Here is a 26,907-nt window from a genome sequence, read left to right on the forward strand (position 1 = left end):
ATCAATGATACTGTCGGCTGTGCGTCTCTGGGTAAATGTTTGAGAATTTGTAGCTCTACATCCATTGCCCTGCCTACCTTGTAGAGATTCAAGAGATTTGTTTCTTTATTCTAATTCTCGGAGAGTGACAGAAGAGGGATATGTCCGTTACGAATAAACAAGTCTTGTTCGCCTGTAAATAAAGCTGCCGGACGCGGATCGATAAATACGACACCAGGCTTACCAATTAAGGTTTTGACGCGATCTAGGGAAACGCGAATTGCTGGGTTATCCTCGACGGTGAATTGCCCTAACTCATATCGGGGAAAGGCTTTAGTCGTGGGGAGTTGCGCGGCTTTATATTGGTTAAATCCCCCGTCCAGAATTGCCACATTCGCAGCCCGTCCGCTGCGTTCCAACAGGTAGGCAACCATTGTGGCACCGAGTAAATCTGGGCCGTCGGAGTAAATTAAAACGTTGCTGTTGTTGGTGACTCCCGCCTGGGTAAACAGGGATTGTAATTTCGACGTTTCCCAGTATTGGATGGGCAATTGTCCGTTAGGGCCGCGAAAGGTGTTATCGGCAATGTGAACGGCGTTGGGAATATGACCGTTGATGTAATCAAGGGGATTGATTCGCACATCTAAGATCCGCAGATTCGGGTCTTGTTGATGTTGGGCAACCCAAGCGGGCGAAACAAATTGAATGCGTGCTGGGGTTGTCGCTTGGGCGTGGAAGAAGGGAGAGAGCGGAATGACAATGGCGAAGGCGAGTAAAGAGGCAAAAAATGCAAACCACTTCGATTGCCAAAACTGGATTCCTTTAAACAGACGGGGCGCGTGTCTCGGTTTAATTCTCATGCTGAGTATCCTTCAAGGTGCAAAACTTGTAGCTGTTGCAGGACGATGGGTTGCCTCATGGTTTTCGGGGCTTGTGAGGCAGACCCAACTTTAATCTACGGTAAGTCAATCGGGATATGTAATTTCTTTGAAGCTCATCATGACATACTTACGCGATCGCGGCAATCTAAAAACACCGAAATTTCGGTAAAGATTTCGGATATTTTCTTTTAAGGCTTGTCAGATAAGGATTTGAGCCTATAAATCGCGTCAGGATTTCCTAATTTCTTCGGTTTCCCTCTTGTCCTTTACTAAATTCTACGGTAAGTTGATCGGCATATCGTATTTATCGCTGCATGAACCGCCCCTAACCTGATGTTCTAGGGGGGTCAAACTTCTGTTTCATGAATTTCAAGGATTTAAGATGGCAATCGTCATTAAGAACATTTCCAAGCATTTTGGTAGCTTTCGCGCCCTGGACAGTGTGAACTTAGAGATTGAGGCGGGGTCTTTAGTCGCGCTCTTAGGCCCGTCTGGGTCGGGAAAATCTACGTTACTGCGCTTAATTGCAGGCTTGGAAACCCCGGATACTGGAGCCATTTGGCTGCGCGATCGCAATGTCACCTATCAGAACGTGCAAGAGCGGAATATTGGGTTTGTCTTTCAGCACTACGCCCTGTTTAAGCATCTAACGGTGCGTAAAAACATCGCCTTTGGACTGGAGATTAACAAAGTTCCGCCCAGAGAAGTCAAAGCCAGAGTCGAAGAACTCCTCGATCTGATTCAATTAACCGGATTAGGCGATCGCTATCCCTCGCAACTCTCCGGCGGACAAAGACAACGGGTTGCGCTGGCGAGAGCTTTAGCTTCTCAACCGCAAGTTCTCTTACTCGATGAACCCTTCGGCGCGTTGGATGCCAAAGTCCGCAAGGATCTGCGGGCCTGGTTGCGGCGCTTGCACCAACAAGTCCACGTCACCACCATCTTTGTCACCCACGATCAACAAGAAGCAATGGAAGTGGCGGATGAGATTGTGGTGATGAACAAAGGACGCATTGAACAAGTGGGAACCCCCGATGAAATTTACGATTCCCCCGCAACGCCGTTTGTCATGAGTTTTATTGGCCCGGTGAATGTTTTACCCAGCAATTTACGCTTATTTCGGGTCAATGGTGACGCTTCACCCGACGGTAATTCTCAAGTGTTCTTTCGTCCCCACGATCTGTTGATTGAAACCTCCCCCAATGCTGCGGGTACTGCGGCCAAAATTGGCTATCTGGTTAACCTGGGTTGGCAAATTGAAGCTGAATTGATTTTGGAAGGGGGTTATACCTTGCAAGCGATTCTGAGCCGTCCCCAGTTTGAAAAACTCAAGCTCAAAACGGGTCAACAAGTTTACATAACGCCAAAAGCGGTTAAATCTTTTCCCCAAACCCATCAATTAGCGGCCGTGGGTCTTTAAAATCTCTATTTTGCTCTTCCTCCATGCAAACTTCTATTTCTACACCGTTGCAGATTCAAACTCTCCTCCCCCAATCCTTTTCTCGTCGTTCGTTAATTCCCCTGTATCACCAAAGAGCCTGGAAAATTGAGGTTGGTATTGTCCGCACTCTAACTTGGCTAGAGGATGGGACGGTTGTCCCCCTGGGAATTTGGGGCAGCGAGGATATTGTTGGGGGTAGCTTATCTCAAACCAGTCCTTATCAAATTGAAGCCTTAACAGATGTAAAAGTTAGGCCGCTCTTGCTCAAAGATTGGCAGCCCTCCCAAGAGATGTTTTTAAATTATCTGCAACATACGCAAGAATTAATGATGATTCGCTCCAACCGTAGGGCGGAAGATACTTTATTAAAACTGTTGAATTGGCTGGCCAATAAGTTTGGCTCGGAAGTGGGAAATGGTTATTTAATTAACTGCAAGTTAACGCATCAAGACCTAGCGGAGTTTAGCGGTTTAACGCGGGTAACGGTGACGCGCATTTTAAGCCAACTCGAACAGCAAGGCCTGATTCATCGCACGTCTCGCCAGTTGGTTGTCATCAAAGATGAGGAGGTTTGGCACTATCAGATTTAGGAGGCGATCCAAAACTGCCAAGCCAGCGCCAGAACAATCGCCGCGATCGCGCCAATTAGGGTATTAATGATATTGACGACTTCATTGGTCAACCAACTCACCTGAGTTTGCAAGGTGGCCCCAATCAGGCTTTCTAGGTTCGTGGCGATCAACGCCGCCACCAGACAGAATAGAACGCCGCCCCCGGTAATTAAACCTGCTCCCCAGCCGACGAGCGCGATCGCCGCAGAACCCGCAACCCCGGCTAGCGTCCCTTCCAAACTCACCGCCCCTTCTGTGCCACGGGCAACCGGCTGTAAGGTGGTAATTAGAAACGTCCGCTTCCCGTAAGCTTTGCCCACCTCGCTCGCGCAGGTATCCGAGAGTTTGGTACTGAAACTCGCCACATAACCTAATAGCAATAAACTTAAGATTTGGGGAGTATTCGCCGTTGGAATTAAGGTGCCTAGCGCGCATAAGGCAGCCGTTAGCGCCGATCCCCAGACATTTTCCGGCCCTCTGGCCCCCGATCGCTTTTCGGCAATGCCTGCGGCTTCCTTCTCGGCCATCCCAATGCGGGTAACGCCGGAACCCACGATAAAATAGAATGCCACCACTAAATAGCCCGGCCATCCCAAGGTTCCCCAGATGATTACCCCCAAGATCCAAGCATGGAGATATCCCGCTGGGGTGAGTAACTTTTTGGGGACTAAAGCCGCAATACCGAGTAAGAGGGTATTGAGAATTGCGCCAAAAGGCCAAGGATTGAGCGACAAAATCAGAGATAGCATGATATATAGTGAATCGCTAGCCTATTTTTAGCATTAGCGACGAACAACTCACAATCATTAATTTATAAAAACCATGACTTCTGTTATTTTTCACCTAGCTATTCCGATTAACAACATAGAAACCGCTAGAGACTTTTATGTGGATGGCTTGGGATGCGAAGTGGGGCGAGAATCCCGCCATGCCATGATCCTCAATCTCTACGGGCATCAACTGGTAGCCCACATGACTAGCGATCCGCTGGTGCCGCAAAAGGGCATTTATCCGCGTCACTTTGGGTTGATCTTTCCGCGAGAGTCTGAGTGGGAACAGATGCTGCACAGAGCCATTGATAACCAACTGATGTTTTACGAACAACCCAAGCACCGTTTTCCGGGTCAAGTTGCCGAACACCGCACCTTCTTTTTACAAGATCCGTTTTACAATCTGATGGAGATGAAGTTCTATCGCCATGCAGACGCTATCTTTGGCGGGCGGGAACTGGCAGAAGTGGGCGATCGCTAATCCTCGGCTGCTAGCGGTTCGATCTCTAAAGCGCCTGTGGGTGTAAAGCGAACCTCAAACCAAGCCACCTCGGAATAAGGCGCGGGGTTGGGCGAAACCAACTGCGCCAAGGGGGTTTGTTCTCGATATTCCGTGGCGGCAGCATCCATTGGGCGATCGCGCACAATTTCGCCGTCGGGAGTGACTGCTACACCATAAACTAACGGTTGGTTAGCAGTCATTTCAGCTTCCCAAGCTTTATCGAGGCGTTCGTAAAGGCTGGCTTGCAGTTGCCGAAGCTGCGATCGCTCTGTTATCCGCCGGACATTCTCTTCTTCGACATTAGGTAAAGCGATCCGGTTGCGCCGCAATCTCAGGAACAAAGCCGCCAGGATCGCATTGACGATGAACCCTGCAATAACCTCAATCCCCACTAGGGTATAGGGTGCGACGGGAAGTTGGGGGACAATCATCAGCAGTAAAAAGCCCAGGCGCAATAGATTTCCGGCTAATAGGGCAAGCGGCGGAACGAAAATCCATTGCCAAGCGTTTCGCACCCGTTTTCGCAGAATCAGCCACTGGGCTAGCCCTAACCAAATATAGGCGATCGCGCCGAACAATCCCCCAATAGCCGGACGCCAAGCCAAAGCCACCAAGGAACTGATTACAAAGCCACCCGCCGTATTAAATATCCACAATGTCTTTAACCGATAGCGGCGCAGGATAAACCATTGGGCCGTTCCGATTAAGCTGCCGCGAATTAAGCTGTAGAAGAACTCTCGGAAAATCAGATTAAACGAGACAATCGGAAAATTATACTGAATTAAAGCGGCAAGCAGTCCTCCAACCATCCAAGCCAGCGTTGTTAGGAGGGTAAACTGCCAGAAAAAGGCGCGACGGCGATTTTCAGGGACTAAGGGTAAAAAAGAGGCAGAAGAAGAATCGCTCACAAGTTACTTTGGAGGGCGTTAGCTACTGCTTTTAAAGCTACAGGATGTCTGACCATCATGGCATGAGCCACCACAGAAAGGCGGATTTGTTCGCCGACTGCTACCTGGGAACTACTTCCTGGAACGATAATAAAGTCGTAGGGCGTCCACAGGGATGTAAATTGGACTTGATTGAGAATTTCAATATCCTGGTTTAAGTCTTGCAGAAAAGGACTGCCCGGTCGCATTTGAAAGCAAGCTTTGAGGGGTAAAGCATAGGCCATCCAAGTGCCATTATGCGGTGAGGCGATGGTGATGAAGCGTTCAACGCGATCGATCCCTCCAAGACGCTGCACGTAGTAACGGCTAACCAACCCCCCCATACTTAATCCTACTAAGTCGATTTTTTGCTCTGGGGGGAAGGTTCTATCGACATACTCAACGATCTGCGAGGCTAATCGTTCTATACCTAACGTTGCATTCGCCGGGTTGAGATCGAAGCGATGCACTTGCCAGTGGTGTTGGGTGAGATAGGCGTGCAGGCGATTAAATACCTTGCTCTTGATAAAGATACCGTGGACTAACAGGACGGGGTTGGGGGGTTTTTGCATGGTTCTGTCTGAGGGGTTCGGCTAGCACTTGGGCAACTTGGGCAATGCAGCGCGGGTCAGTTAACATCCAACTATGCAGGAGTATGGGTAGGATAATTTCTCGACCCACCGATATGCAAGAGCTATGGGCAGGGACGATCATCAGGTCGTAGGGCGTCCAAATTGAGGTAAAGTCAATTTTGTCTAAAATATGAATATCGCGCTTGAGGTCATTCAAGAAGCGGCTATTGGGACGCATTTGCTGACACCCGATGTTGTGTCTGGCATAACCCACCCAACTGCCGCAGTGGGGCGAGGAGATGGTGACAAAGCGCTGAACGCGTTGAATTCCGCCGAGGCGCTGCACGTAATAGCGGCTGATGATGCCCCCCATGCTGAAACCGACCAGATCGAAGGGTTGGTTTTCTTTGAAGGTTAAGGAGACATAATCAGCAATTTGTTGAGCCAGACGATCGAGTCCAATTTCGCCGTTGCTGGGCGTTAAACTCAGACTGTGAACGTCCCAACCTTGACGGCTGAGTTGCTGGGACATGGTTTGAAAGACGAGGGCGGTATCGTCAATTCCGTGAATTAAGATAACCGGATTTGGCTGAATGGATTTCATACAGGGATGGTTGTGTTTGAGCGAGATGGAGAGGTAACAGCTTTAAATTAGGCGATCGCGCCCCAGGCGATTTCGCACGCTATGACAGCTTACGGGCTGGCTTGTGCGATCGTCGTTACACTTCCTGAATCAATTGTAAACAATTGCAAATTAACCGCGAGGGTTTACTTGATTTCAACAACGAATTAATCGGGGTTCTAGGCTTTTTTGCCTGCAAACAATTAAAATTTGTTAAGAAATATCGATAAATCTTGCATCTTTCCCCCGGAGAATTTCATAATTGACCCTGCGTGCCGCGTTTCATGCAAAGGCGATCGTTAAGATAATCGAAAGAAAAATTTCTTAGGAGCATTAGTATTATGGGCTTTATCAAAAAACTGTTCGGTGGAATTTTAGGCTTCCTGCAAGGTCTATTTGGAGGCAAAAAGAGCGAAGCACCTGCGGTTAAACCGGCAAAAAGTAACGGGTACTTCCTAGAATTTGACGATTCTGCCAATGGCAAATCCCCAGAAGCCAAACCGGCAGCACCCGCGAAAGAACCTGTCGCCGTCGGCGCGCCTGCAAAAGCAGCCCCCGAACCCGCAGCAGAACCCGCCAAAGCGGAAAAAACTGAATCGGCCTCTGCTAGCAAAAAGACCTCCATTAAGGCAAAGAAAGCCCAAAGCAGTTCGGCAAACGCCCAACCCGCAGAAGTGAAGCAACCCGAAGCGCAACCTCAACCCGTTGCTGCCGCAACGAAAACCAAAGTTTCCAAAATCGAAACCCCCTCTACCTTTGCCCCAACCTACGTTAGCCCAACAGTTGCGAGCGCTAGCCGTCGCCGTCCCGGACCGAGCATGAACCCCTTTATGGAAATGGCTCGTCAAGTCAAAACCCCGAAAGCTAGAGCGTAGAATCCTTTTTCAGGAATAGAGGCGTGCTGAGGCACGCCTTTATTGTTTTAAGCTGGAGTCTGCAACGACTGGTTTCGCAAAAAGACTAGCCCGCTGTATAGCTGAAAAGCCGGGTCCCAGTCGGTTTCGGCCCGACGCGAAAGCCGAATATGAGAATCAAATCCTCCTAAAAAATGGGTGGTATCGACCACTGTTTTGGATTGTTCTAGTACCATCTCGCCAAAGACCGTAAAATCTGACCAGGTTGGCGTCTGGGCTAAGGGTTGATTAAGCTGCTGGAGCAGGTGATTCCAGTTCAGCCGGTTGCTCTGTTGGTTAAGAGCCTGGGAGGTGGCGAGTGCAGTTATCCCTTCTTGGTATTGGTAGCTACTTTCGCACAGGCGCAAAATGCAATTGCGACTGGGTAAATGGAGGTCGTGAATTTGAATATAATCTTGCGTTTTCTCTTTACGTTCTTGGCGGCCGCGAAAATCAAGATCGATCACAGACTCAAAAATCGGCAGCCTACCCTCTACACGTTGCGCCACATCTGACCAGTTAAAGGTTAAAGTCCCCACCTGATTCGCTTCATCTTGACAAATAACGGTAGGTTGGGGGGACAAGGCGGAGAAATACTGGACTTGAAAGACGCGAATTCGCGCAATATCCGCTAGCGTACCCAAAAACAGGCAATTCCGACATCTTGCAATTCTTGAGCATAAACTTGCAACTCGCCAATAGAACCGAGGCGATGCAGCCGCCAGAAACGAGCGGGAAGCTGTCTTTGGGCGGTGTAGGCGTCTATATTCATTAAACGGGCGAAGTTTTGCACGATTTTGGTTCGCATTTCGCCGCTGACGGGTTCTAAGATCAGCAAGCCCGGTTTATTATTATCGGGGATGGCTTTCGCTTGGGCGATCGCAGTTTCTCGCTGTTGCTTAATCCGATTTTCTAAACGTTGCAAACCCGTTCTAGCTTGGGTGGCAATTCGAGTATTCAATGTGGGTTGGCGCAGCAGTTGACGATACACATCCTCTGCTAGCTCAAATTTCCCGGTTTCTTCGTACAAACGTCCAACATACAAGCGTCCCCAGAGATTTTGGGGTTCTTGTTTCAATAGCTTTTTGATCAGATTTGCCGCCGTTTTATAATCTTGGCGTTCAAATGCACTGGCAATTTGTTCAAGCATAAGCGCGTGTTAACGCATTGTTCTTTATTCTCGCGCTTGTTGAGACTCTAGAACACCTGTCACAAGGGATAAGGCAACAATGGGGGCGGTAATGGCGCGGAGAATGCGCGATCCTAGGGTAACGGGTTGAAAGCCTGTTGCGATCGCCATTTCTACTTCTGCTGCACTCCATCCGCCTTCTGGGCCAATCGCAATCTGAATAGCAGATGGCCTAGAATCAGCAGCAACCGCCGTTAATAGGTGGGGCCAGGTACCGCGAGCAACCGCGATAAACGAACGAGTATCGGGGCGATGAGCGAGGCTTTTGGCAAAGGGGATGGGTTCGAGAATAGGGGGAATGGTTTGACGTTCCGACTGTTCGGCGGCTTCTGTGGCAATGCGTCGCCAGCGTTCGAGTTTTTGCGGACTGGGTTTGAGCAAGCTGCGATCGCTGATGACAGGCATCATACAACTGACGCCCAATTCCGTACAAGCCCGCACCACATCATCAAAGCCATTTTTGGGCAACGCCAGAATCAGGCTAACATCTAGGGGTAACTCGGTTTGCAGGATGTAGGGTTCGAGAATTGTCGCCGTTGCGCCCTCTTGCAGCGCCGCTAACCAGGCTTGACCCTGACCGTTAAGGAGGATAATGCGATCGCCAGTTTGCAAGCGTAGAACCCGTCTGAGATAGTGCTGTTGGGACGCGCTCAAGCTAACTTGTTCATTTTGCAATTGAGTGGGGGCGATCGCAAGGCGTTGCAAGCTCATGAAAATTTAGGGTAAATTCGCGATAACCGCAGGTCAACTTCTTCCCTAGACTAGAGCAATTCTCTTCTAGAGCAAAGTGCTGAGTGGGTTCAAGAGTGCTGAGTGTAAAGTCGTGAGTGCTGAGTGGGTTCAAAAGTGCTGAGTGTAAAGTGCTGAGTGCTGAGTGGGTTCAAGAGTGCTGAGTGCTGAGTTAAAACCGAGTGAGTCTCATTCTTTGAACAGTTCAGTCTGTCCTAAGCTGTTAACTGCTTAAATTGGGAAGCAGAAAAATATGAAGCCTTTGTAGTGCGAGTATCTTGCTCGCTAACAGTACCCAATTTAAATGCTGAACAGCTTAACCTTACTGAGTACAGCTATAGAGCGCAAAGTTCTCAGGGGGTCAGAGTTTCCAGAGTTTGCACAGATTGGGCGACGAGTCGGGTAAAATTCTCTTGGGATTCTTGCCAGAACTGAGAAAAATGGTAGCTGCTGGCCCGATAAACGGGGAGATGATCGAACCAGACAATCAGGAGAACCAGCGAATAAAAGCAGCGATGGACTAAGTTCGTCAACCTTTGAGATAAGATGGAGCGATTTTGACGAATTTGCTGGAGAAGAAAGACCTGAAAATGCGTGTGGGCTAACTCATCTTTTTGAATTTGCTGGCACAGGGCATTCAGTAAAGGCGATCGCGTGGCTTTTCCTAAAGCTTTATAATAGACCAGCGCGACCAATTCAGCCGTTAATAACATAATGACGGCTATTTCTAGATCCGTTAACTTTCGCAAGCGCCGAAATAGACTATCCGTCCAATCTTTCTTTGCCCAAACAATCCCCTGCTGCTGCATAAATCGCCCTAAATCTCTGGCGTGACGCTGCTCTTCTCCAATAAATCGTTTAATCGTTTCAACAAAAGAGCGATCGCCGCAGCGGGTTGCATAATCTCGCGCTAATTTCATTAAATGCGCGCCTTCGGAACTTTCACCCAACTGAAACTTTTGAATCGATCGCGAAATCGCCTGCTTTTCTTTCTCCGTCAGTTGATAGCGATCTTGCCAAGGTAACGCCTGAAGATGGTTTTGGTTCCAACCAAAATAATCGTGCCAATTGAGTATAGTATTCCCTGAAACAGAACGGCTAGCGTCCTGCTCTGCTAAAGTAGGATTCATACTGAGGAAAGCTTGGATGATGGACTAAAAAGGGATTCACAAGCCCATCTAGAGAATCCAGAAATCCTAGTCAATGAAATTTGTCACCTTGTACCGATCGATGAGCCAATCATTAGTAGTTCGGACTGGATCGCTAATCGTTTCTGTATTATTTATTGTGGTTGCGATCCTTTTAGCGGGGGCTTCTCCCCTAGAAGTCGCTACTGCAATGTGGAATGGGGCTTTCGGTACCCCCAATCAATTCGCCCGTCTTCTGGCTACCCTTGCACCCTTGTTACTCTGTGCTTGCGGTTTAGTGTTTACCTTCGCCACAGGCTTATATAACTTAGGGATAGAAGGACAGATAATTGCAGGTGCGATCGCCACCACCTTCATCTTACGGCTGACCCAAGAGATCCTACCCGCCCCCCTGGTTATCTTACTCGGACTGGGGGCTGGAATTGCAGGCGGCCTGATTTGGGGTTTACTCATCGGCTTTCTCAACGTTTACGCCAGAGTTAACGAGATTTTCGCCGGACTGGGTTTAAACTTCGTCGCCCAAGGGTTAGCCTTATATCTCATTTTCGGTCCTTGGAAGCGTCCCGGCGTTGCATCCATGAGTGGAACCGAATTATTCAACCGCAATTTGTGGCTACCCAATTTTGGCAATACCGAAGCTAGTCCTATTGCGTTACTGCTGGCTGTAGTGGGCTTAGTTGTCACCCTCAGCGTGATGCGGGGGACTTACTTTGGCTTGCAGTTACAGGCGGTGGGGCGAAACTTGCGGGCTTCCTACATTCAAGGCATTCCAGCAATTGAGTATCTGATGAGTAGCTTTGCCCTTTGCGGAATCTTTGCTGGGTTAGCAGGGGCGTTGCAAGTCTTAGCCGTGTTTCATCGTCTGATTCCCAATATCTCCAGTAACTTAGGCTTTTTGGCGTTGCTGGTGGTGATGTTGGTGAACTTTAATCCCCTGGGGTTATTACCCGTTGCTTTCTTCTTTAGTGCCTTAAATATTGGCAGCCTGCAACTCCCCTTAAGCCTCCAACTAGAATCTTCCCTAGCAGGTGTCATTCAGGGAACGCTGGTGTTATTTGCCCTTTTAGGTCAAAGTTTAAGCGATCGCCTCCCCAAAACGACCCCCGGTAGAATTTGAAGCTTCAAAATCTTCCAACCTGATAGAATCCGCTACAAAACTCAGGCTTCGTCCTAGTCTCTATGGAAACTGCACAACTGATTGCCATTTAGCCACTGCGATCGCCACCGCTACTCCTCTGGTTTACGCTGCAATTGGCGAAACGATTACCGAAAAAGCAGGCGTCATTAACCTGTCTGCGGAAGGAACCATCATGCTATCAGCGATGGTGGCCTTTGCGATCGCCCAAACCACCAACAACCTCTTCCTGGGCTTTGCGGGGGCTGCCACAATGGGCGCTCTAATCGCCCTGATCGTCGCTTTCAGCACCATTACCCTCAAACAATCCCAAATTGCAATCGGCTTCGTTCTCGCCCTGCTGTGCAGCGATTTATCGACCTTTTTAGGCAACCCCTTCGTCAGAATTCCGGGTCCCACCGTACCGAGTTGGAGAATTCCCCTATTGCAAGATATCCCCATTCTCGGCCCGCTTCTGTTTCGCAGCGACCTCTTAGTGTATTCCAGTTTTGCGTTAATTTTCTTGAGTTGGTTCTTTTTCTATCGCACCCGCAACGGCTTACTTTTACGGGCGATTGGCGAACAACCCGCCGCCGCTTTTGCTAGGGGTGCCAATGTGATTTTCCTGCGCTACTTCTATACGCTATTCGGAGGGGCTTTAATGGGGATTGCCGGGGCTGCTTTTTCCCTAGACTTTAAAGCAGGCTGGAGCTATCGTCACACGGCAGGTTATGGTTGGATTGCGCTCGCAATTGTGATTTTTGGCGGTTGGAATCCTTTAAAAGTAGCACTAGGGGCTTATTTATTTGGGATTCTGCAATCTTTAGCCAGTCTTGCTCAAAGTGCCATTCCTCAGATTCCCACCCAGGTTTTCTCCGTCGCCCCATTTGTGCTAATGATTCTTGTATTAGCCCTAACAGGAGGAGATTGGATCGATCGCTTGCTTGCGCCTCTCCCCCTAAGCTGGCGGCGTCCCCTCGCCCAAGCCTTGCAAGCCACGCCCCCTGCTTCTTTAGGCAAAGCGTTTGAACAGGATTAGGGAAGATTTTCCCATCCCTGGTGCAAGGCAAGAACGGCAGCAGAAGTGCGATCGCGAACTCCTAATTTTTGTAGAATCGCATGAACGTGAACCCTTACTGTCCCGATGGCAATGTGCAAAGTTTCAGCAATTTCTTGGTTATTTTTACCGGCTGCAATCAAAGCCAGAATTTCCTGTTCCCGGCGCGTGAGAGTATGGATTAAGCTTACGTCAACCTCTGGTACGGGAATGACTTGACGCGACATCACCGCCCGAATTTCTGCCGTTACGGTGCGATCCCACCAGGAAGCCCCCGCCGCCACCGAACGCAAGGCTAAAATTAAAGCTTCCGCTTCAATCCCTTTGAGGCAATAACCCGAAGCCCCCGCTGCAATTAAGCGTTCGATTAAAGTCTTTTGGGAATGGGAAGTCAGAATCAAAATAGGAATTTGGGGATGTTGTTGTTTAATCTGGCGACAGGCTTCAACGCCGCCAATTCCGGGAAGTCCCACATCTAATAAGACGACATCGGGTTGATAGTGCTGGGTGAATTCAATGGCGGTTTCCCCATCGACGGCTTCTGCAATAATTTCAATTCCGGCTTCCGTTTGCAAGCGCGTTTGCAAACCTAAACGAAAGAGTTCGTCGTCTTCTACCAATAAAACTCGCAGGTTTGCCATTTCAACCTTCATCAAACTGAAGACAATAGGGGTGAAATTGCGGGTAGACGAAACGCAAATAGCGCTCCGGTGGGCTGGCGATTTTCTGCCCAAATGATTCCTTCATGGGCTTGAACAATCTGTCGAGTTAAGTATAAGCCTAAACCCGATCCTTTGGCTTGGCGATCGCTATGACCTTGGTAAAATCGCTCAAACAGGAGCGGGATCTCGTCGGCACTCATCCCTGGCCCGCGATCGCCAACTTTAACAACGTGGGTGCTACCATCGGATTCGAGGATAATTTCGACTTTACTCCCGCGCGGGGCATGGTTGATGGCATTAGCGATTAAGTTAGCAAAGACGCGCTGAAGTTGCAAGGAGTCGCCCTTTGTCCAGAAGTGTTGGCGAAAATCGGATGCTCCATAATTGAGAACTATGTAGACGTTGCGCGATCGCCCTAATTCGGTTAAAGTTGCGATCGCTTCATCGGCGAGGGTTGCTAAGTTGACGGCTGAGAGATTGAGATGCAAGCCTTCGGTATCGTTGCGATAGACATCGAGTAAGGTTTCAACTAATTGCACGGAGGAACTGTGGGATTTCTGCATCATCCCTAAAACGCGCTGTTGTATGGGGGTAATGTCGCCAAATTGCCCTTTTTCAAAGGATTTTAAGGTTTCAATAGCACCAAGAAGGGGCGTTTTTAAATCGTGGGTGAGGGTGGAAACAAAGTTTTCGCGAATGCTGGCGAGTTGGGCTTGGGCTTGGAGTTGCGCTTGCTGGCGGGCGATGGCTTCTTCGTAGCGACGATTGCGATCGCTTAACCAGGCAGTCACAATTAATGCTAAGGTCGCGATTAACCGATTGGCAAGGGTCGGTACGGCAGAAAGGTGAACTTCTGGAACCCATAAGTTCAGCAATGTCAGAAAGACGGCTAATAAGGTGACTTGATAAGCGGTAATGCGTTTTAGCCGAGAATGCACCAGTAAAATAATGCCGCTGTAAAGGTAGCCAAAAACATACTCGGAAGGGGTTAAATATTCTAAGGCAATGACGATCAAACATAAGCCTGTCACGATTATTTGGGCTTGCCAGACGGAAGGATTAAACCGCTTATCCTGTTTCATGAAATTTTCCCTTTGTTTACTCTTGGCGAAGCAATCATTTATCAAAGCTTATGCGATTTAACTTGTCATTTTACTTTGGGTTACGAGATTAATCTGCAAGCTCTTTTATTCAATAATCTATACAAAAAGTTTAGCTTCTATATCTCTAAGTATAGATAGAGAATTTATTCAAAATAGATTGCCCGATCGATGGCAAACCTTGGCGCTTCGTTAACAATATAGAAGTCATTAAATGCTTCAGATCTCTCAAGCAGAGACTTTCTAGAATCTTTTGACCTAAGAATGCCATTTTATGCCCGATAAACTTCTATGTTTTTAAACCTTTTATCGATTGGAATCGTGTTACTGATTTTAGTCGCAATCTTTGCGCCATTTGGAGGGTACATGGCACGGGTTTTTCAAGGCGAGAAAACCTGGCTAGACCCCCTCATGAGTCCTCTAGAGTCCGGATTTTTACAGCTTTTCGGGATTCGTCCCCATCGGAGTATGACTGGGTGGCAGTACGCCCGCGCCGTGCTATATAGCAATCTGGCAATGGGGATTTTTGTATTTCTGATTCTGATGTTTCAAGGCTTTCTTCCCCTCAATCCGACCGGCTTAACGGCCCCTAGTTGGGATTTAGCCTTGCACACCACAATCTCGTTTGTCACCAACACCAACCAACAACATTATTCAGGCGAAACCACCTATACCTATGCCTCGCAAATGTGGGGATTGGGATATTTAATGTTTACTTCGGCAGCGACCGGAATTGCAGTTGCGATCGCCTTTATTCGCGGCTTAAGCGGCAAACCTCTGGGCAACTTCTATCTTGACCTCACCCTGGCAATTACTCGCATCCTCTTACCAATTTCCCTAGTCGGGGCAATTGTTCTGCTAGGGCTGGGCGTCCCGGAAACCTTAGCGGGGCCTGCGATCGCCACAACCTTAGAAGGTCAAACTCAGTATATCGCTCGCGGCCCGGTTGCCCACTTTGAAATCATCAAAGAACTCGGAGAAAACGGGGGTGGCTTCTTTGGGATTAACTCCGCCCATCCTTACGAGAACCCCAACAACCTCACCAACCTGATTGAAAACGTCATTATGCTGTGCATCCCCGTAGGGCTAATTTATACCTATGGCGCGATCGCAGGCAACAAAAAACAAGGATGGCTGATTTTCTGGATGGTGTGGATTCTGTTTGCCATCTTAGTCGGAATCAGCGCGATCGCCGAATATCAAGGCAACCCCGAAATTAACGCCCTCCTCGGTTCCTCCCAACCCAACCTTGAAGGCAAAGAAACCCGCTTTGGCTGGGCTTTAACCGCCCTGTGGGCCGTCAGCACCACCGGAACCATGTGCGGTGCAGTCAACGGAATGCACGACTCCCTGATGCCCCTCGGCGGCTTTTCCACCCTATCGAACCTCTTCTTGCAAATTGTTTGGGGAGGTCAAGGCACCGGAACCGCCTACCTATTCGTATACCTGATTTTAACCGTCTTCCTCACCGGATTAATGGTAGGGCGTACCCCAGAACTATTCGGCCGCAAAATTGAAAAACGCGAAATCGTCCTTGCTAGCATTATCCTCCTGGTTCACCCGATCGCCATCTTAATTCCGGGTGCCATTACCCTCGCCTTCCCCGAAACCCTCGCCGGAATTACCAACCCAGGCTTTCACGGCCTCTCGCAAGTCGTCTACGAATACGCCTCCGCCGCCGCCAATAACGGTTCCGGCTTTGAAGGTCTTGATGACGATACCCTCTGGTGGAACCTCAGCACTAGTTTTAGCTTGCTTGCAGGTCGCTATATCCCGATTATTGCCCTGCTGCTGCTAGCCGATAGCCTCTCGCGCAAGCAACCCGTCCCTGAAACTCCAGGAACCTTGCGAACCGATAGCATCCTCTTCACCAGCGTCACGGCAGGGGCCATCATCATTCTCGGCGCTTTAACCTTTTTCCCCGTCCTCACCCTTGGCCCCATTGCGGAAGGCTTTCAACTCGCCACAGGTCTATAACCCATGAATACCAAAAAACGACATAAACCCCAAGTTGACACCACCGGATTGTATCAACGAGCGATTCGCCAAGCCTTTGTTAAACTCCATCCCCGCCAGATGGCCAAAAATCCCGTCATGTTTCTGGTGTGGGTGGGAACGCTGATTTGCGCGCTTTTAACCCTGTTTCCCGCCCTATTTGGCCCGGTTCCCGGAGAAAACCCACGGCTATTTAATGGCTTAGTCACCGTCATTTTGCTGTTTACCCTGCTGTTTGCCAACTTTGCTGAAGCCGTCGCCGAAGGACGCGGAAAAGCCCAAGCCGACTCCTTGCGGGCCACCAAGGCTGATACAAAAGCCTGCAAAGTCCTCGATGATGGGGACACTCAATTCGTGAGTTCCACAGAACTCCGTCAAGGCGACCTGATTAAAGTTGTGGCAGGTGAAATGATTCCCGTCGATGGAGAAGTCATCGATGGGGTTGCTTCAGTTGACGAGTCAGCCATTACTGGAGAGTCGGCCCCGGTTTTAAAAGAACCGGGTTCCGATATGGCCAGTTCCGTGACGGGGGGAACGCGCATTGTCTCCGATGAACTGGTGATTCGCGTCACCGCAGACCCCGGAAAAGGTTTCCTCGACCGGATGATTGCCTTAGTTGAAGGGGCCCAGAGAACAAAAACCCCCAATGAAATTGCCCTAACGGTTCTTTTGGCCGTACTAACCCAAGTTTTCTTAATTGTGGTGGTAACTTTACCCCCATTTGCCGATTACGTGCAAAACCCGGTGGGAGTAGTGATACTGATTGCTTTACTGGTGGCATTGATTCCGACAACAATTGGCGGATTGCTGAGTGCTATTGGGATTGCGGGGATGGATAGGGTTGCCCAGTTTAATGTGGTGGCGACTTCAGGGCGGGCGGTGGAAGCCTGCGGAGATGTGAATACCCTCGTTTTAGATAAGACCGGAACCATTACTCTAGGGAACCGCTTGGCGGAGGAGTTTATCCCCGTTAACGGTTATTCGCTGCAAGAGGTGGCGAATGTGGCCTTAGCCGCCAGTCTTTTTGACCAAACGCCAGAGGGCAAGTCTATTGTCCGTTTGGCTGAAAAGATGAATGCTCAGTTAAATTTTGGCAGAAACGCCGCCGAAGGGGTGGAGTTTTCCGCAAGAACGCGGATGAGTGGCACAAATTTACCGGATGGGGGAGAAGTTCGCAAAGGGGCGGTGGATGCGATTAAGGGGTTTGTCCGTTCCCGTGGCGGCCAGTTATGCCCAGAATTGGATGCTGCTTACGAAAGCGTTTCTCATCTGGGGGGAACGCCTTTGGCGGTTGCCTATGAAAGCGAAATTTATGGGGTGATTTATCTTAAGGACATAATTAAGCCGGGAATGCGCGAACGCTTCGATCAGTTACGCCGCATGGGGGTTCGGACGGTGATGCTGACGGGGGATAACCGGATTACGGCGCGAGTGATTGCGAAAGAAGCCGGGGTGGATGATTTTATTGCCGAAGCGACCCCGGAGGATAAGATTCAGGCGATTAAGGACGAACAAGCCCAAGGGAAGTTAGTAGCAATGACGGGGGATGGCACTAATGACGCCCCGGCTTTAGCCCAAGCCAATGTCGGGTTAGCAATGAATTCGGGAACTCAGGCGGCGAAGGAAGCGGCGAATATGGTGGATTTGGATTCTGACCCCACGAAGCTGATCGATTTGGTGACGATTGGCAAGCAGTTGTTGATTACTCGCGGGGCGTTAACGACGTTTTCGTTAGCGAATGATATTGCTAAGTATTTCGCGATTTTACCCGCGATGTTTGCCGGGGTGGGGATTGGCAGTCTCAATATTATGGGTCTTGCTAGCGCCCAATCGGCGGTGTTATCAGCCCTGCTTTATAACGCTTTGATTATTCCGGCGTTGATTCCCTTGGCGTTAAAAGGAGTCAAGTTTAGACCGTTAAGCGCTAATCAGTTACTTCAGCGCAATATTTTGATCTACGGCTTGGGAGGTGCGATCGCGCCCTTTATTGCCATTAAGTTACTCGATGTTTTGATTGCAGCCGTAGGACTGGCGTAAATCTTGGAGGCGAACTCAACTATGCAGTTATTGAATTTTCGAGAACTCCGCAAGCCCAAATCCTTTGCAATGCAGTTATTTTTAGCGATGTGCTTGAATGGGGCGATCGCGCTATCGTCTACGCAGCAACGGGCGATGAGGTGACGCGCCGCGCTGCCTATGCCTTGGGCTTTTTGGGGTTCGTTGTTTTGGGGCTATCGATTTATTTATGGGTTGCGATCCTTCAACCCGAACGTTTTTAACAAGGTCAGGATTTTTAACCATGAGAGAATTTTTAATCGGTCTTAAAGCCACTGTGGTGTTTTGGGTTTTGACTGCTTTGATTTATCCGTTCATCATTATTGGGCTTGGCTTCCTATTGCCCTATCAAGCCAATGGCAGTTTAATTCAAAACGACCAAGGGCAAATCGTGGGTTCGGCATTGATTGGACAAACCTTTCAGGCTGATAACTACTTTTGGAGTCGCCCTTCTGCGATCGCCTACAGCGAAACCGCCGAAGCCGGGCCGACAGGACTGTCTGGGGCCAGTAATTTAGCCCCTGGCAACCCAGAACTGATTGAACGAGTACAAGCCGATATCCAGCGCTTAGGGGCGGCTCAAATTCAACCCGCTGCGGATTTAATCTACACTTCTGGATCGGGTCTAGATCCGCATATTAGCCCGGATGCTGCGATCGGACAAATCGATCGAGTTTCCCAAGCCCGAAATCTGCCCCCCAATCAACTGACTTCTTTGATTGAGGAATACACAGAAGGTCGATTTTTAGGAATCTTTGGCGAACCTGGGGTCAATGTTTTGCAGTTAAATTTAGCCTTGGATCGCCTCCGTTAGAACTGCTTTCGGAGGTTGGGTTTTTCTATCTTTTTCCCCAACCTCCCCACATAGAGGCGATCGCATTTTATCTATCTTTCTACCCAACCTTGTATATGGGTCAATTTTTATGATTAACAACGCCACCTACCTGACTTCGCGACGGGGTAAGCATAAAATCTTCGTTGGGATGGCTCCGGGTGTGGGTAAAACGTTTAAGATGCTTGAGGAAGCTCATCTCCTTAAACAAGAAGGAATTGATGTGGCCATTGGTTTGCTAGAAACGCATGGGCGTAAGGAAACCGCAGAGAAAGCAGAAGGCTTAGAAATTATTCCCAGAAAAGAAATGATTCGCGGGGAAAAGTCTTTAACCGAGATGGATGTTAATGCCATCCTGAACCGTCAACCCCAACTGGTTTTAGTAGATGAATTGGCGCACACCAATATTCCGGGCGATGGGCGCGAAAAGCGATATCAAGATGTAGAAGCAATTTTAGATGCCGGAATTGATGTCTACTCTACGGTTAATATTCAACATCTAGAAAGTCTCAATGATATTGTGGCGCGGATTACAGGGGTAGTGGTGCGCGAACGCATTCCCGATCGGGTTTTAGATGAAGCCGATGAAGTGGTTGTAGTTGATGTGACTCCAGAAACCCTTGAGGAAAGATTGCGCGAGGGTAAGATTTACGCGCCTCATAAGATTCAACAAGCCCTAAGTAATTTCTTTCAGCGCCGTCATTTAGTAGCGCTGCGAGAGTTAGCCCTGCGCGAGGTGGCAGATAATCTCGAAGAAGTTGCGATCGCCACTACGCCTGCTGGAGAAGTCTGCAATATTCAAGAACGGGTGTTAGTGTGCGTTTCGACTTATCCCAACTCTTTGCAATTATTGCGGCGAGGGGCGCGACTTGCGAGTTATATGAATGCCCCTTTGTTTGTAGTGTTTGTGGCAAATCCCGATCGCTTTTTGACGAGGGCTGAAACCTTGCATATCGAGAATTGCGAACGGTTGACGGGGGAATTTGAAGGCAAATTTATTCGACTCGATCGAGTAGATGTGGTGAAGGCGATCGCCCAGGTGGCGACGCAGTACCGCGCGACTCAAGTGGTTGTTGGTACAACCCGGCGTTCTCGCTGGCAGGTTTTGCTGCAAGGTTCGTTTATTGAGAAGTTAATGCGATCGCTGGCAAATATCGATCTGCACGTCATTGCAACGGATCGAGACAAAGGCTGAAGCGACAATCAACTCTGGGATAGACTTGAGGTTATTTCGTTTGATAGATAGGTTTGCGAGTGCAGGATTGATATTCTTAAATTGTTAGAGCGAACAGATTCAAACACACAAAGAAAAACCTAATTACAGGAGACAGATATGGATATTATTGCTTGGTTAGTTCTCGGTTTAATTGCAGGTGCTTTAGCAAAACTCATCTACCCCGGTCATCAAGGTGGCGGAATTATCGCAACGATTGGTTTAGGGATTCTTGGCGCGCTGCTGGGCGGTTGGTTAGGACAAACCTTCTTAGGGACAGGTGGAGCCGCAGCCGCAGGTGTTCTCAGCATTCCTAGCATCATTTTTGCAGTGTTAGGCGCTATGTTGCTGATCTTCATTTGGGGCTTGTTGACTCGCCGTACAGCTTAATCCTCAATTGTAGAGTTCACGCGGATGAGACAACTGAATCTAGCAATTGTGGGGGCGATGATAGAGCATCGCTCCTCTTTATCTCTAGGGCTACTCTTTGGTAGAAAACATTTGCCAGGTAACGCCCACTGCTGCCCCTGCACCCGCTAGTAAACCCACGCTCATTCCTTCAACAGTTTTCAGGATGGGGTCTTGGGTTAAACACTCATTGCTCGGTTGCACGGCACTAAAGCATTGGTTAATTTCTGCTTGGCTTGAAGCTGCGCCTAGGAGAACGCCTGCTGCACTGCAACTGAGAACAAAGATCCAAAAACGGTTCATTTTTCTATCCATAGATAGATGTTTTCTTGATTAAGAAAGAGGTGATGAATTCCGTTCAATTGTGCGATTTTATCCTCGTTCTCGACAATCGTATTTATACGGAAATTAAGAGGTCGTAAAATATGAAGCCCATTGACCTCGCTAGAGCGATCGCGATTTGGGAATGGAACAACCTAAATGATTAGAGGATTGTTGACTTTCGCTCTGGTTGGCCCGGCAAAACACCCCCCAAGCGTGGCGCGATCGCCCTCCGTCCCTTCAAGGGAAAATAGGGCATTATTTTATACTTATCCCCCCAATAAAGAACGGTGCAAACCGCTAGGCTAGCGGTAAATCAATTAAAAATTCAGCCCCTTGTCCTGGTGCGGAGAGACACTGCAAACGCCCGCCGTGACGTTCCTCAACAATTTGGCGAGAAATCGATAAACCTAAACCCGTTCCCGTTCCAACCGCCTTAGTGGTAAACAGACGATTGAAGATTTTTTGCAAGACTTCCGGAGTCATCCCCGGCCCATTATCCTGAATCCGAATGGTGACATAGGGTTGAAGCGAACCTGTTTCCGGTTGCCAGAGGGCTGTGCTAATCGCGATCGTGCTGGGGCGAGTATGATTTTGTTCGTAAGTCCGCGTTTGGCAGAATTCATCAATCGCCTCAATCGCATTAGCAATAATATTCATAAACACCTGATTGAGTTGGCCGGGATAGCAATACACTTCTGGTAGGGGGCCATAGTTTTTCAAAATTGCGATCGCAGGGCGCACCTCATTCGCCTTCAGACGATGCTTGAGAATCATCAACGTGCTATCTAGCCCCTCGTGGAGATCGAACGCCACCTTATGGGTTGTATCCGCCCGCGAAAAGGTTCGCAGAGAAGCGCTAATTTGATAGATGCGTTCCGTCCCCTCCGTCATCGAAGAAATCAGCTTTGGTAAATCCTCCGCTAGGTAATCGATCTCAATCTCTTCAGATAAATCCACAATATCCTCTCCAGGCTGAGGAAACTGTATTTGATAGAGTCGCAACAGTTCCAACAATTGCTCGATATATTCTGAGGCATACTTTAAATTACCCGAAATAAATCCCACCGGATTATTGATTTCATGGGCAATTCCAGCCACTAGCTGCCCTAGGGTAGACATTTTCTCGCTTTGCACCAGTTGTAATTGCGCCTCTTCTAAGTCTCGCAAAGACGCTTCTAGTTGGGTTGCTTTCTGGCGTTCCCGCAATTCTGAGTTTTGCAAGGTTTGGTAAAGACGGGCATTTTCTAGAGAAATCGCCGCTTGCGAACATAATAGTTGCAAAATCTCCAAGCGGCTTCCTAGAGTTTCATTTTGCGGATCGCTGGCAAATGCCCCCTCAATTAAGTTATTTTCCAAGTAGAGCATCCCCAAAAGCTCGCCTTGTTTGAGGATCGGAGTACACAGCAGCGATCGCGGTTGGTGCAGTTGAATGTAAGGATCGTGACTAAACTGAGCATCCTCTGTGGCATTCTGCAAAACTACCGATTCGTGAGTTCTAGCCACGTAATAAACCACAGAATGAGGTAAAGCCTGAGTTTCGCTGACTGGCATCGACTCTAACACCCTCACCTCAGACATTTCCACAGAACCCGCCGCCTCAATTAGCAATTCTCCCTCTCGTTCGAGAATTAAAAAGCCAAACTGCGCCCCTGCACTTTCTAGCACAATTTTCATGAGTTGATTTAACAGCTTCTCTAGGACAATTTCGCTCGATAATGCCTGAGAAGCTTTCATCACTGCTGCTAAATCTAGAACTACCCCTGAATTGGTTGTGGTTGAAAAATGGGTTGAGTTGAGGGTGGCATGAACGGCAGGGGCGGGGGAAAATACAGTTGCTAGTAATTGGGGATATTGTCTTTGTAGTAAGCCTAGCTTGGATTGTGCCCCCCAACACTGATACCCATGATAGGCATCGCGTAAATAGACTTGAGCAAGTCTATCTTTGCCAAGTTCTAATAGAAATCGGGCGGTGAGTTCGTTGGCTAGGGCTTCATTGTAGCTAAATTCAGGATCTTTAGCGGCTGCGATCGCGCGATCGTAAAGATCGATTGTCTCTATCCCTTTTTCAGAAATTCGCCCGATTTCTGCTTCTACTAAAAGGTATTTATCGAGACAGTTTTCAGGACAATTTTCTGCCCAAAGTTGAAGCTGTTTTTGATTCTCGATCAGAACTTGCCAAGATTGGCATTGCTCGGCTTCAGTCTGCTGTCGGTACAGGGCAATAAGGCATAGAGACTGATAAAAGTTATAGTTGATTAAGGCAATACTTCCAGAAATATAATCTAAATAGGGCTGGGCTTTTGCCAAGCAATCTAAAGCCAATTGAAACCGATCGTAAATATACAGGGTTTGAGATTTCAGAATTAAATAAGTACAGTTTGCAAACAAGCAAGAGAGGGCTGATTCTTCCGATAAATAATCAGCTTCTGAAATCAAGTCGGTATCGAAATTTAATTCATCTTCGCTGGCACCACTCAGGTTATAAGTTACTAAGTAAGTTGCAAGTAAGGTCGTTTTTGACCAATGATTTTGGGTGGTTTCGGCAAAGTGCAGATAATTGGGAATTTGTTGTAGAATTTTGCCTAGCGTCTCGCCTTGATAAAATTGATTAAAGACTTTCCACATTAAAATGTAGCCAGCCCATTGAAATTGTCCCGATTCTAAGCCAGCATGATAGAAACTTTCGTTTAAAGATTGAATATAACGAATTGGCTTTGTCCAAGAAAAGACCCAATTACAATTCGCCCCACTCTGGCATTTTTGGGAGAGATTATGATATTTTTCGGCCACCTGTAAGGAGAGTTCGGCAAAGGCGGTTCCCAGTTGATAATCTTGGCGATAAACACCTAAAATCACGCCATAGTTTGAATAGGCTGCTGACGCTTCTGGTAAATGTCCGTACTGAAGCAGTAAATGAACCACTTTAGCGCTAACAAACAGCCACAGTTCTTGATTGTAAACATAGAGAGCAGCGTCAATATTGGCGAGTAAGCTGAGAATAATCTTATGTTCGGGTTGCGCGACATCTGGAGATTTAATTAAGGAGGTAACGCTTTTACCTTCTAACAATCGATCGATTTTGGCCATCTCTTGCTCAAATTCTGCTTTAAGATGACGTTCGGGTAGATCGATACCGACTAAAGATAAAGCTTTTTTACCAGCTTGAATCGCTGCTTCACCATCTCCTTTCAAGGTGTATTGTACAATTAGCAATCGGCAAATTTCAGCTTTTTCTAGTAAGGTTTTTGCTCGTTGTAAAATCAATTGAATCAGCGCTTCAGATTTTTCAAAGCAACCATTCAAATATTCGGCTTCAGCCCACTCTTTATATAAGGCTAGGGTTAATTTATAGTAGTTTTTCCAGCAATCTTCAGGAAGGCAGTTAGCCCCATTTTGACTGTAGATTAAGGTGGCAGCATAGGCAGCAGAAATCTTAGCTTTTTGAGCTGCTTCTAAGTTCAATTGAGCCAGTTGAATTTTCTCGACTTCAGAACTCGCTAAAGTTTGTCCTAAATTGAGGTGATCGACAATTTGAAATAATAAGTCTGGCGGCGCATTGACGGGTGTATTTGTCAATAGTCGCTGTCCTATTTGCCAATGAACTTTTTGCTTTTTAGTATCCTCAATTAAAGTATAAGCCGCTTGTTGAACGCGATCGTGTAAAAATTTATAGGATAGAATAATAGGTTGAGATGCAAAGAGATCGCGATCGGGTAATTCTAAATCGGAAAGGGGTTGAATGAGGTGAGTTTCGATAGCAGGAAGTAACTGTTGAAATAGAAAGGAACTCTCTTGCTGGCAGATGGAAGAGAGGGTGTTGAGTTCAAAGCGATCGCCAATACAAGCGGCAAGTTTTATAATCTTCTGAGTTGCATCGGGAAGTCGCTGCAAACTCTGAATGGTTAGTTCAATCACATTATCGGCGATATCTCGCGCTTTAATCTGTTCAATATCCCAATTCCAACCGCTTCTTACATCAAAACTGAGCAATTTTTCAGCATAGAGATTTTTGAGAAATTCACTCACAAAAAATGCATTCCCATGCGTTTTTTCCATCACCAAGTTTGCGAGTGGTTCAACCTGTTCTAGCGCTGCGTGCAAGGTGTCTGAAATTAGCTCTCTCACGTGCTCAAATGCCAGAGAATTCAGATGAATCTGACTAATTCTAACCTGTTGTTTTTGCAGCGTTTCTATGAGCGAACTAAGGGGATGTGTTGCCGATACTTCGTTATCTCGATAGGCTCCAATCAAGAATAAGTATTGACTGTCTTCTTGAGACAAAATTGATTCTAATAATTTTAGAGTTGCTAAATCTGCCCATTGCAGATCGTCAATAAATAGAACTAAGGGATGCTCTTTTTGAGCAAACACTCGAATAAAGTTTTGACAGGTTAAATTAAACCGATTTTGGGCTTCTATCCCGCCTAATTCCTGAATTTTGGGCTGTTCGCCAACAATGAGTTCTAATTCAGGAATCACCTCAATCATTACTTGACCATTAGAACCAAAGGCGGTGAGTAACTTTTCTCGCCAAACTTGTAATTCTTCTGGACTTTCACTGAGAATTTGACGAACTAGGGATTGAAAAGCTGAGACTAAAGCAGAGTAGGGAAGGTTGCGCTGGAGTTGATCGAATTTTCCTGCAATAAAATATCCACGTTGCTGCGTAATCGGTTTGTAAATCTCTTGAACTAAGGAAGATTTACCCACTCCAGAGTAACCCGAAATCAAAAAGAGTTCTGAAGCCCCTTGACTGGTTCGTTCAAAGGTGGAAAGTAGGGTTTGAATTTCGGCGGTTCGACCGTACAGTTTTTGCGGAATTTGAAATTTATCTGTAAAATCGTATTGACCGGGAGTAAAGGCAATAATTGTGCCATTTTTCTCGACTTGCTGCCAGCATTCTGCTAAATCTGTATAAATTCCCCAAGCACTTTGATAGCGGTCTTCAGCATTTTTTGCTAACAACTTCATGACAATATCAGAAACGATCTGGGGGACTTCAGGATTGATTTGAGACAAGGAAACAGGCTGTTTGGCGATATGACAATGCACCCACTCCATTGCATCCGTTGCCACAAACAGCGGACTTCCGCTAAAGAGTTCGTAAAGGGTTGCGCCCAGGGAATAAAAATCAGTCCGATAATCGAGAAAACGATTCATTCGCCCCGTTTGTTCGGGCGACATATAGGGAAGCGTTCCTTCTAAACTGAGGGGGGGTTTAAGTGCAGGATTTTCTAGGCTGAGAGCAGTAGAAATCCCAAAATCAATCAGTTTAAGGGTATGGGTAACGCCGTTGTAAACGATATTAGAAGGATTAATATCCTTGTGAATGACTTGGTGGGTGTGAATATCGGCGAGCGTTCTTGCCAGTTCTAGAGCTACTTTTAAAAGTTGAACGATGCTTAAGGTTTGCCCTTCTACAAAATGCCTGAGCGATTCACCGCCAAAATCTTCAAAGACGATCGCTAAGGTATTCTTAACCTTAATTAGCTCGTAGGTAGCGATCGCGCCTGTTGCAGAGAGCGATCGCGTAATCTCATATTCTTGCTTATAGCGAGTCAGTTCTGCCGGGGTGGGGTAATCTCGTTTAAGGAGCTTTAGCACAACCGGCAAGTTATCGCTTTGGCGGAGTCCCCGATAAACAACAGACGCATCTCCCTCAGAAATTTTGGTGAGGATCTGGTAGTTTGCAAGAGCTTTCATTGCAGCATAGAGAAAAAAAGAGCCAGCCAGTTGCCTAACCGAGAATCATGCAGCAGAGAACAGCCGCAAGCCTAAAAACGCCCCAATTCCATCGCTCGCTTAGTTTTACGACCTTAGATAGAAGAGGGTTGTAATCCTTGTTACCTCTTGAGATAGAGATTAAGAGAGACTTTCTCTGAAA

Annotated in this window: 24 protein-coding genes and 1 pseudogene; 12 read left to right on the plus strand and 13 right to left on the minus strand. The window is 47.7% G+C overall.

Annotation, left to right across the window (positions count from 1 at the left end):
- Positions 1–134 precede the first annotated feature (134 nt).
- A pseudogene (locus QQ055_RS01470) lies at positions 135–839 on the minus strand (sulfurtransferase); the annotation flags it as partial.
- 403 nt (positions 840–1,242) lie between these two features.
- On the opposite strand from QQ055_RS01470, the gene QQ055_RS01475 reads away from it, so the two are divergent.
- A complete protein-coding gene (locus tag QQ055_RS01475) occupies positions 1,243–2,280 on the plus strand; it encodes a sulfate/molybdate ABC transporter ATP-binding protein (RefSeq protein WP_284475855.1) in 1,038 nt (345 codons plus the stop codon).
- A 23-nt stretch (positions 2,281–2,303) separates the two neighbouring features.
- Positions 2,304–2,891: a Crp/Fnr family transcriptional regulator gene (locus QQ055_RS01480; RefSeq protein WP_284475856.1), complete on the plus strand. Its 588-nt coding sequence runs from the start codon at positions 2,304–2,306 to the stop codon at positions 2,889–2,891.
- Here QQ055_RS01480 and QQ055_RS01485 read toward each other — a convergent pair.
- Positions 2,888–3,661 (minus strand): TIGR00297 family protein, encoded by a 774-nt coding sequence (locus QQ055_RS01485; RefSeq protein WP_284475857.1) that lies wholly within the window; start codon positions 3,659–3,661, stop codon positions 2,888–2,890. The genes QQ055_RS01480 and QQ055_RS01485 overlap by 4 nt on opposite strands.
- A 73-nt stretch (positions 3,662–3,734) precedes the next feature.
- Between QQ055_RS01485 and QQ055_RS01490 the strand changes: the two genes are divergently transcribed.
- Positions 3,735–4,163: a VOC family protein gene (locus QQ055_RS01490; RefSeq protein WP_283357406.1), complete on the plus strand. Its 429-nt coding sequence runs from the start codon at positions 3,735–3,737 to the stop codon at positions 4,161–4,163.
- Here QQ055_RS01490 and QQ055_RS01495 read toward each other — a convergent pair.
- From QQ055_RS01495 to QQ055_RS01505, 3 genes are read right to left on the minus strand one after another with little or no spacing between them, the layout of a single operon-like run.
- Positions 4,160–5,092 (minus strand): hypothetical protein, encoded by a 933-nt coding sequence (locus tag QQ055_RS01495; RefSeq protein WP_284475858.1) that lies wholly within the window; start codon positions 5,090–5,092, stop codon positions 4,160–4,162. The genes QQ055_RS01490 and QQ055_RS01495 overlap by 4 nt on opposite strands.
- A complete protein-coding gene (locus QQ055_RS01500; RefSeq protein ID WP_283357404.1) occupies positions 5,089–5,682 on the minus strand; it encodes an esterase/lipase family protein in 594 nt (197 codons plus the stop codon). Before QQ055_RS01500 ends, QQ055_RS01495 begins: the two co-directional genes overlap by 4 nt.
- Positions 5,618–6,286: an esterase/lipase family protein gene (locus QQ055_RS01505; protein ID WP_283357403.1), complete on the minus strand. Its 669-nt coding sequence runs from the start codon at positions 6,284–6,286 to the stop codon at positions 5,618–5,620. Before QQ055_RS01505 ends, QQ055_RS01500 begins: the two co-directional genes overlap by 65 nt.
- A gap of 359 nt (positions 6,287–6,645) precedes the next feature.
- On the opposite strand from QQ055_RS01505, the gene QQ055_RS01510 reads away from it, so the two are divergent.
- Positions 6,646–7,179, plus strand: coding sequence for a hypothetical protein (locus QQ055_RS01510; protein WP_283357402.1), 534 nt, complete (start codon positions 6,646–6,648; stop codon positions 7,177–7,179).
- A 47-nt stretch (positions 7,180–7,226) separates the two neighbouring features.
- On the opposite strand, the gene QQ055_RS10755 is transcribed toward QQ055_RS01510, so the two are convergent.
- The 4 genes from QQ055_RS10755 to QQ055_RS01525 form a co-directional block, all read right to left on the minus strand.
- Complete coding sequence (locus QQ055_RS10755; protein ID WP_349775304.1) at positions 7,227–7,841, minus strand: hypothetical protein; 615 nt, start codon at positions 7,839–7,841, stop codon at positions 7,227–7,229.
- On the minus strand, positions 7,829–8,347 hold the full coding sequence (locus QQ055_RS10760; RefSeq protein ID WP_349775305.1) for a tetratricopeptide repeat protein: 519 nt from the start codon (positions 8,345–8,347) through the stop codon (positions 7,829–7,831). Before QQ055_RS10760 ends, QQ055_RS10755 begins: the two co-directional genes overlap by 13 nt.
- Before the next feature lie 24 nt (positions 8,348–8,371).
- Positions 8,372–9,097, minus strand: a complete 726-nt coding sequence (locus QQ055_RS01520) for a 16S rRNA (uracil(1498)-N(3))-methyltransferase (RefSeq protein WP_284475859.1) — start codon at positions 9,095–9,097, stop codon at positions 8,372–8,374.
- A gap of 371 nt (positions 9,098–9,468) precedes the next feature.
- Entirely contained in the window at positions 9,469–10,245 is a 777-nt protein-coding gene (locus tag QQ055_RS01525; RefSeq protein WP_284475860.1) for a ferritin-like domain-containing protein, read from the minus strand.
- 100 nt (positions 10,246–10,345) lie between these two features.
- Between QQ055_RS01525 and QQ055_RS01530 the strand changes: the two genes are divergently transcribed.
- Together QQ055_RS01530 and QQ055_RS01535 are read left to right on the plus strand one after the other, a co-directional pair.
- The gene (locus tag QQ055_RS01530; protein ID WP_286004111.1) at positions 10,346–11,380 is read left to right on the plus strand and encodes an ABC transporter permease; all 1,035 of its coding nucleotides are present in this window, start codon (positions 10,346–10,348) and stop codon (positions 11,378–11,380) included.
- A gap of 118 nt (positions 11,381–11,498) precedes the next feature.
- Entirely contained in the window at positions 11,499–12,416 is a 918-nt protein-coding gene (locus QQ055_RS01535) for an ABC transporter permease (RefSeq protein WP_283357421.1), read from the plus strand.
- On the opposite strand, the gene QQ055_RS01540 is transcribed toward QQ055_RS01535, so the two are convergent.
- Positions 12,413–13,075 (minus strand): response regulator transcription factor, encoded by a 663-nt coding sequence (locus QQ055_RS01540; RefSeq protein WP_284475863.1) that lies wholly within the window; start codon positions 13,073–13,075, stop codon positions 12,413–12,415. The genes QQ055_RS01535 and QQ055_RS01540 overlap by 4 nt on opposite strands.
- 11 nt (positions 13,076–13,086) lie before the next feature.
- Complete coding sequence (locus QQ055_RS01545; RefSeq protein WP_284475864.1) at positions 13,087–14,178, minus strand: sensor histidine kinase; 1,092 nt, start codon at positions 14,176–14,178, stop codon at positions 13,087–13,089.
- Positions 14,179–14,487: 309 nt separating this feature from the next.
- Here QQ055_RS01545 and kdpA point away from each other — a divergent pair, with 309 nt between their 5' ends.
- From kdpA to QQ055_RS01575, 6 genes are all read left to right on the plus strand, one after another.
- Positions 14,488–16,173, plus strand: a complete 1,686-nt coding sequence (gene kdpA / locus QQ055_RS01550; RefSeq protein WP_284475865.1) for a potassium-transporting ATPase subunit KdpA — start codon at positions 14,488–14,490, stop codon at positions 16,171–16,173.
- A 3-nt stretch (positions 16,174–16,176) separates the two neighbouring features.
- The gene (gene kdpB, locus QQ055_RS01555) at positions 16,177–18,228 is read left to right on the plus strand and encodes a potassium-transporting ATPase subunit KdpB (protein WP_284475866.1); all 2,052 of its coding nucleotides are present in this window, start codon (positions 16,177–16,179) and stop codon (positions 18,226–18,228) included.
- Between the two features lie 89 nt (positions 18,229–18,317).
- Positions 18,318–18,470, plus strand: coding sequence for a potassium-transporting ATPase subunit F (locus QQ055_RS01560; protein ID WP_286004112.1), 153 nt, complete (start codon positions 18,318–18,320; stop codon positions 18,468–18,470).
- Between the two features lie 20 nt (positions 18,471–18,490).
- The gene (kdpC, locus tag QQ055_RS01565) at positions 18,491–19,060 is read left to right on the plus strand and encodes a K(+)-transporting ATPase subunit C (protein WP_284475868.1); all 570 of its coding nucleotides are present in this window, start codon (positions 18,491–18,493) and stop codon (positions 19,058–19,060) included.
- Between the two features lie 109 nt (positions 19,061–19,169).
- Complete coding sequence (locus tag QQ055_RS01570; RefSeq protein ID WP_284475869.1) at positions 19,170–20,273, plus strand: universal stress protein; 1,104 nt, start codon at positions 19,170–19,172, stop codon at positions 20,271–20,273.
- A 138-nt stretch (positions 20,274–20,411) separates the two neighbouring features.
- Positions 20,412–20,681: a GlsB/YeaQ/YmgE family stress response membrane protein gene (locus QQ055_RS01575; protein WP_069966139.1), complete on the plus strand. Its 270-nt coding sequence runs from the start codon at positions 20,412–20,414 to the stop codon at positions 20,679–20,681.
- Between the two features lie 90 nt (positions 20,682–20,771).
- On the opposite strand, the gene QQ055_RS01580 is transcribed toward QQ055_RS01575, so the two are convergent.
- Positions 20,772–21,002, minus strand: a complete 231-nt coding sequence (locus tag QQ055_RS01580; protein WP_306469577.1) for a hypothetical protein — start codon at positions 21,000–21,002, stop codon at positions 20,772–20,774.
- A 318-nt stretch (positions 21,003–21,320) separates the two neighbouring features.
- Positions 21,321–26,726 carry a trifunctional serine/threonine-protein kinase/ATP-binding protein/sensor histidine kinase gene (locus QQ055_RS01585; protein WP_284475870.1) on the minus strand — a complete coding sequence of 1,802 codons (5,406 nt, stop codon included), beginning with the start codon at positions 26,724–26,726 and terminating at the stop codon, positions 21,321–21,323.
- Positions 26,727–26,907: the final 181 nt, after the last annotated feature.

This window comes from Geitlerinema calcuttense NRMC-F 0142, from assembly GCF_030285425.1.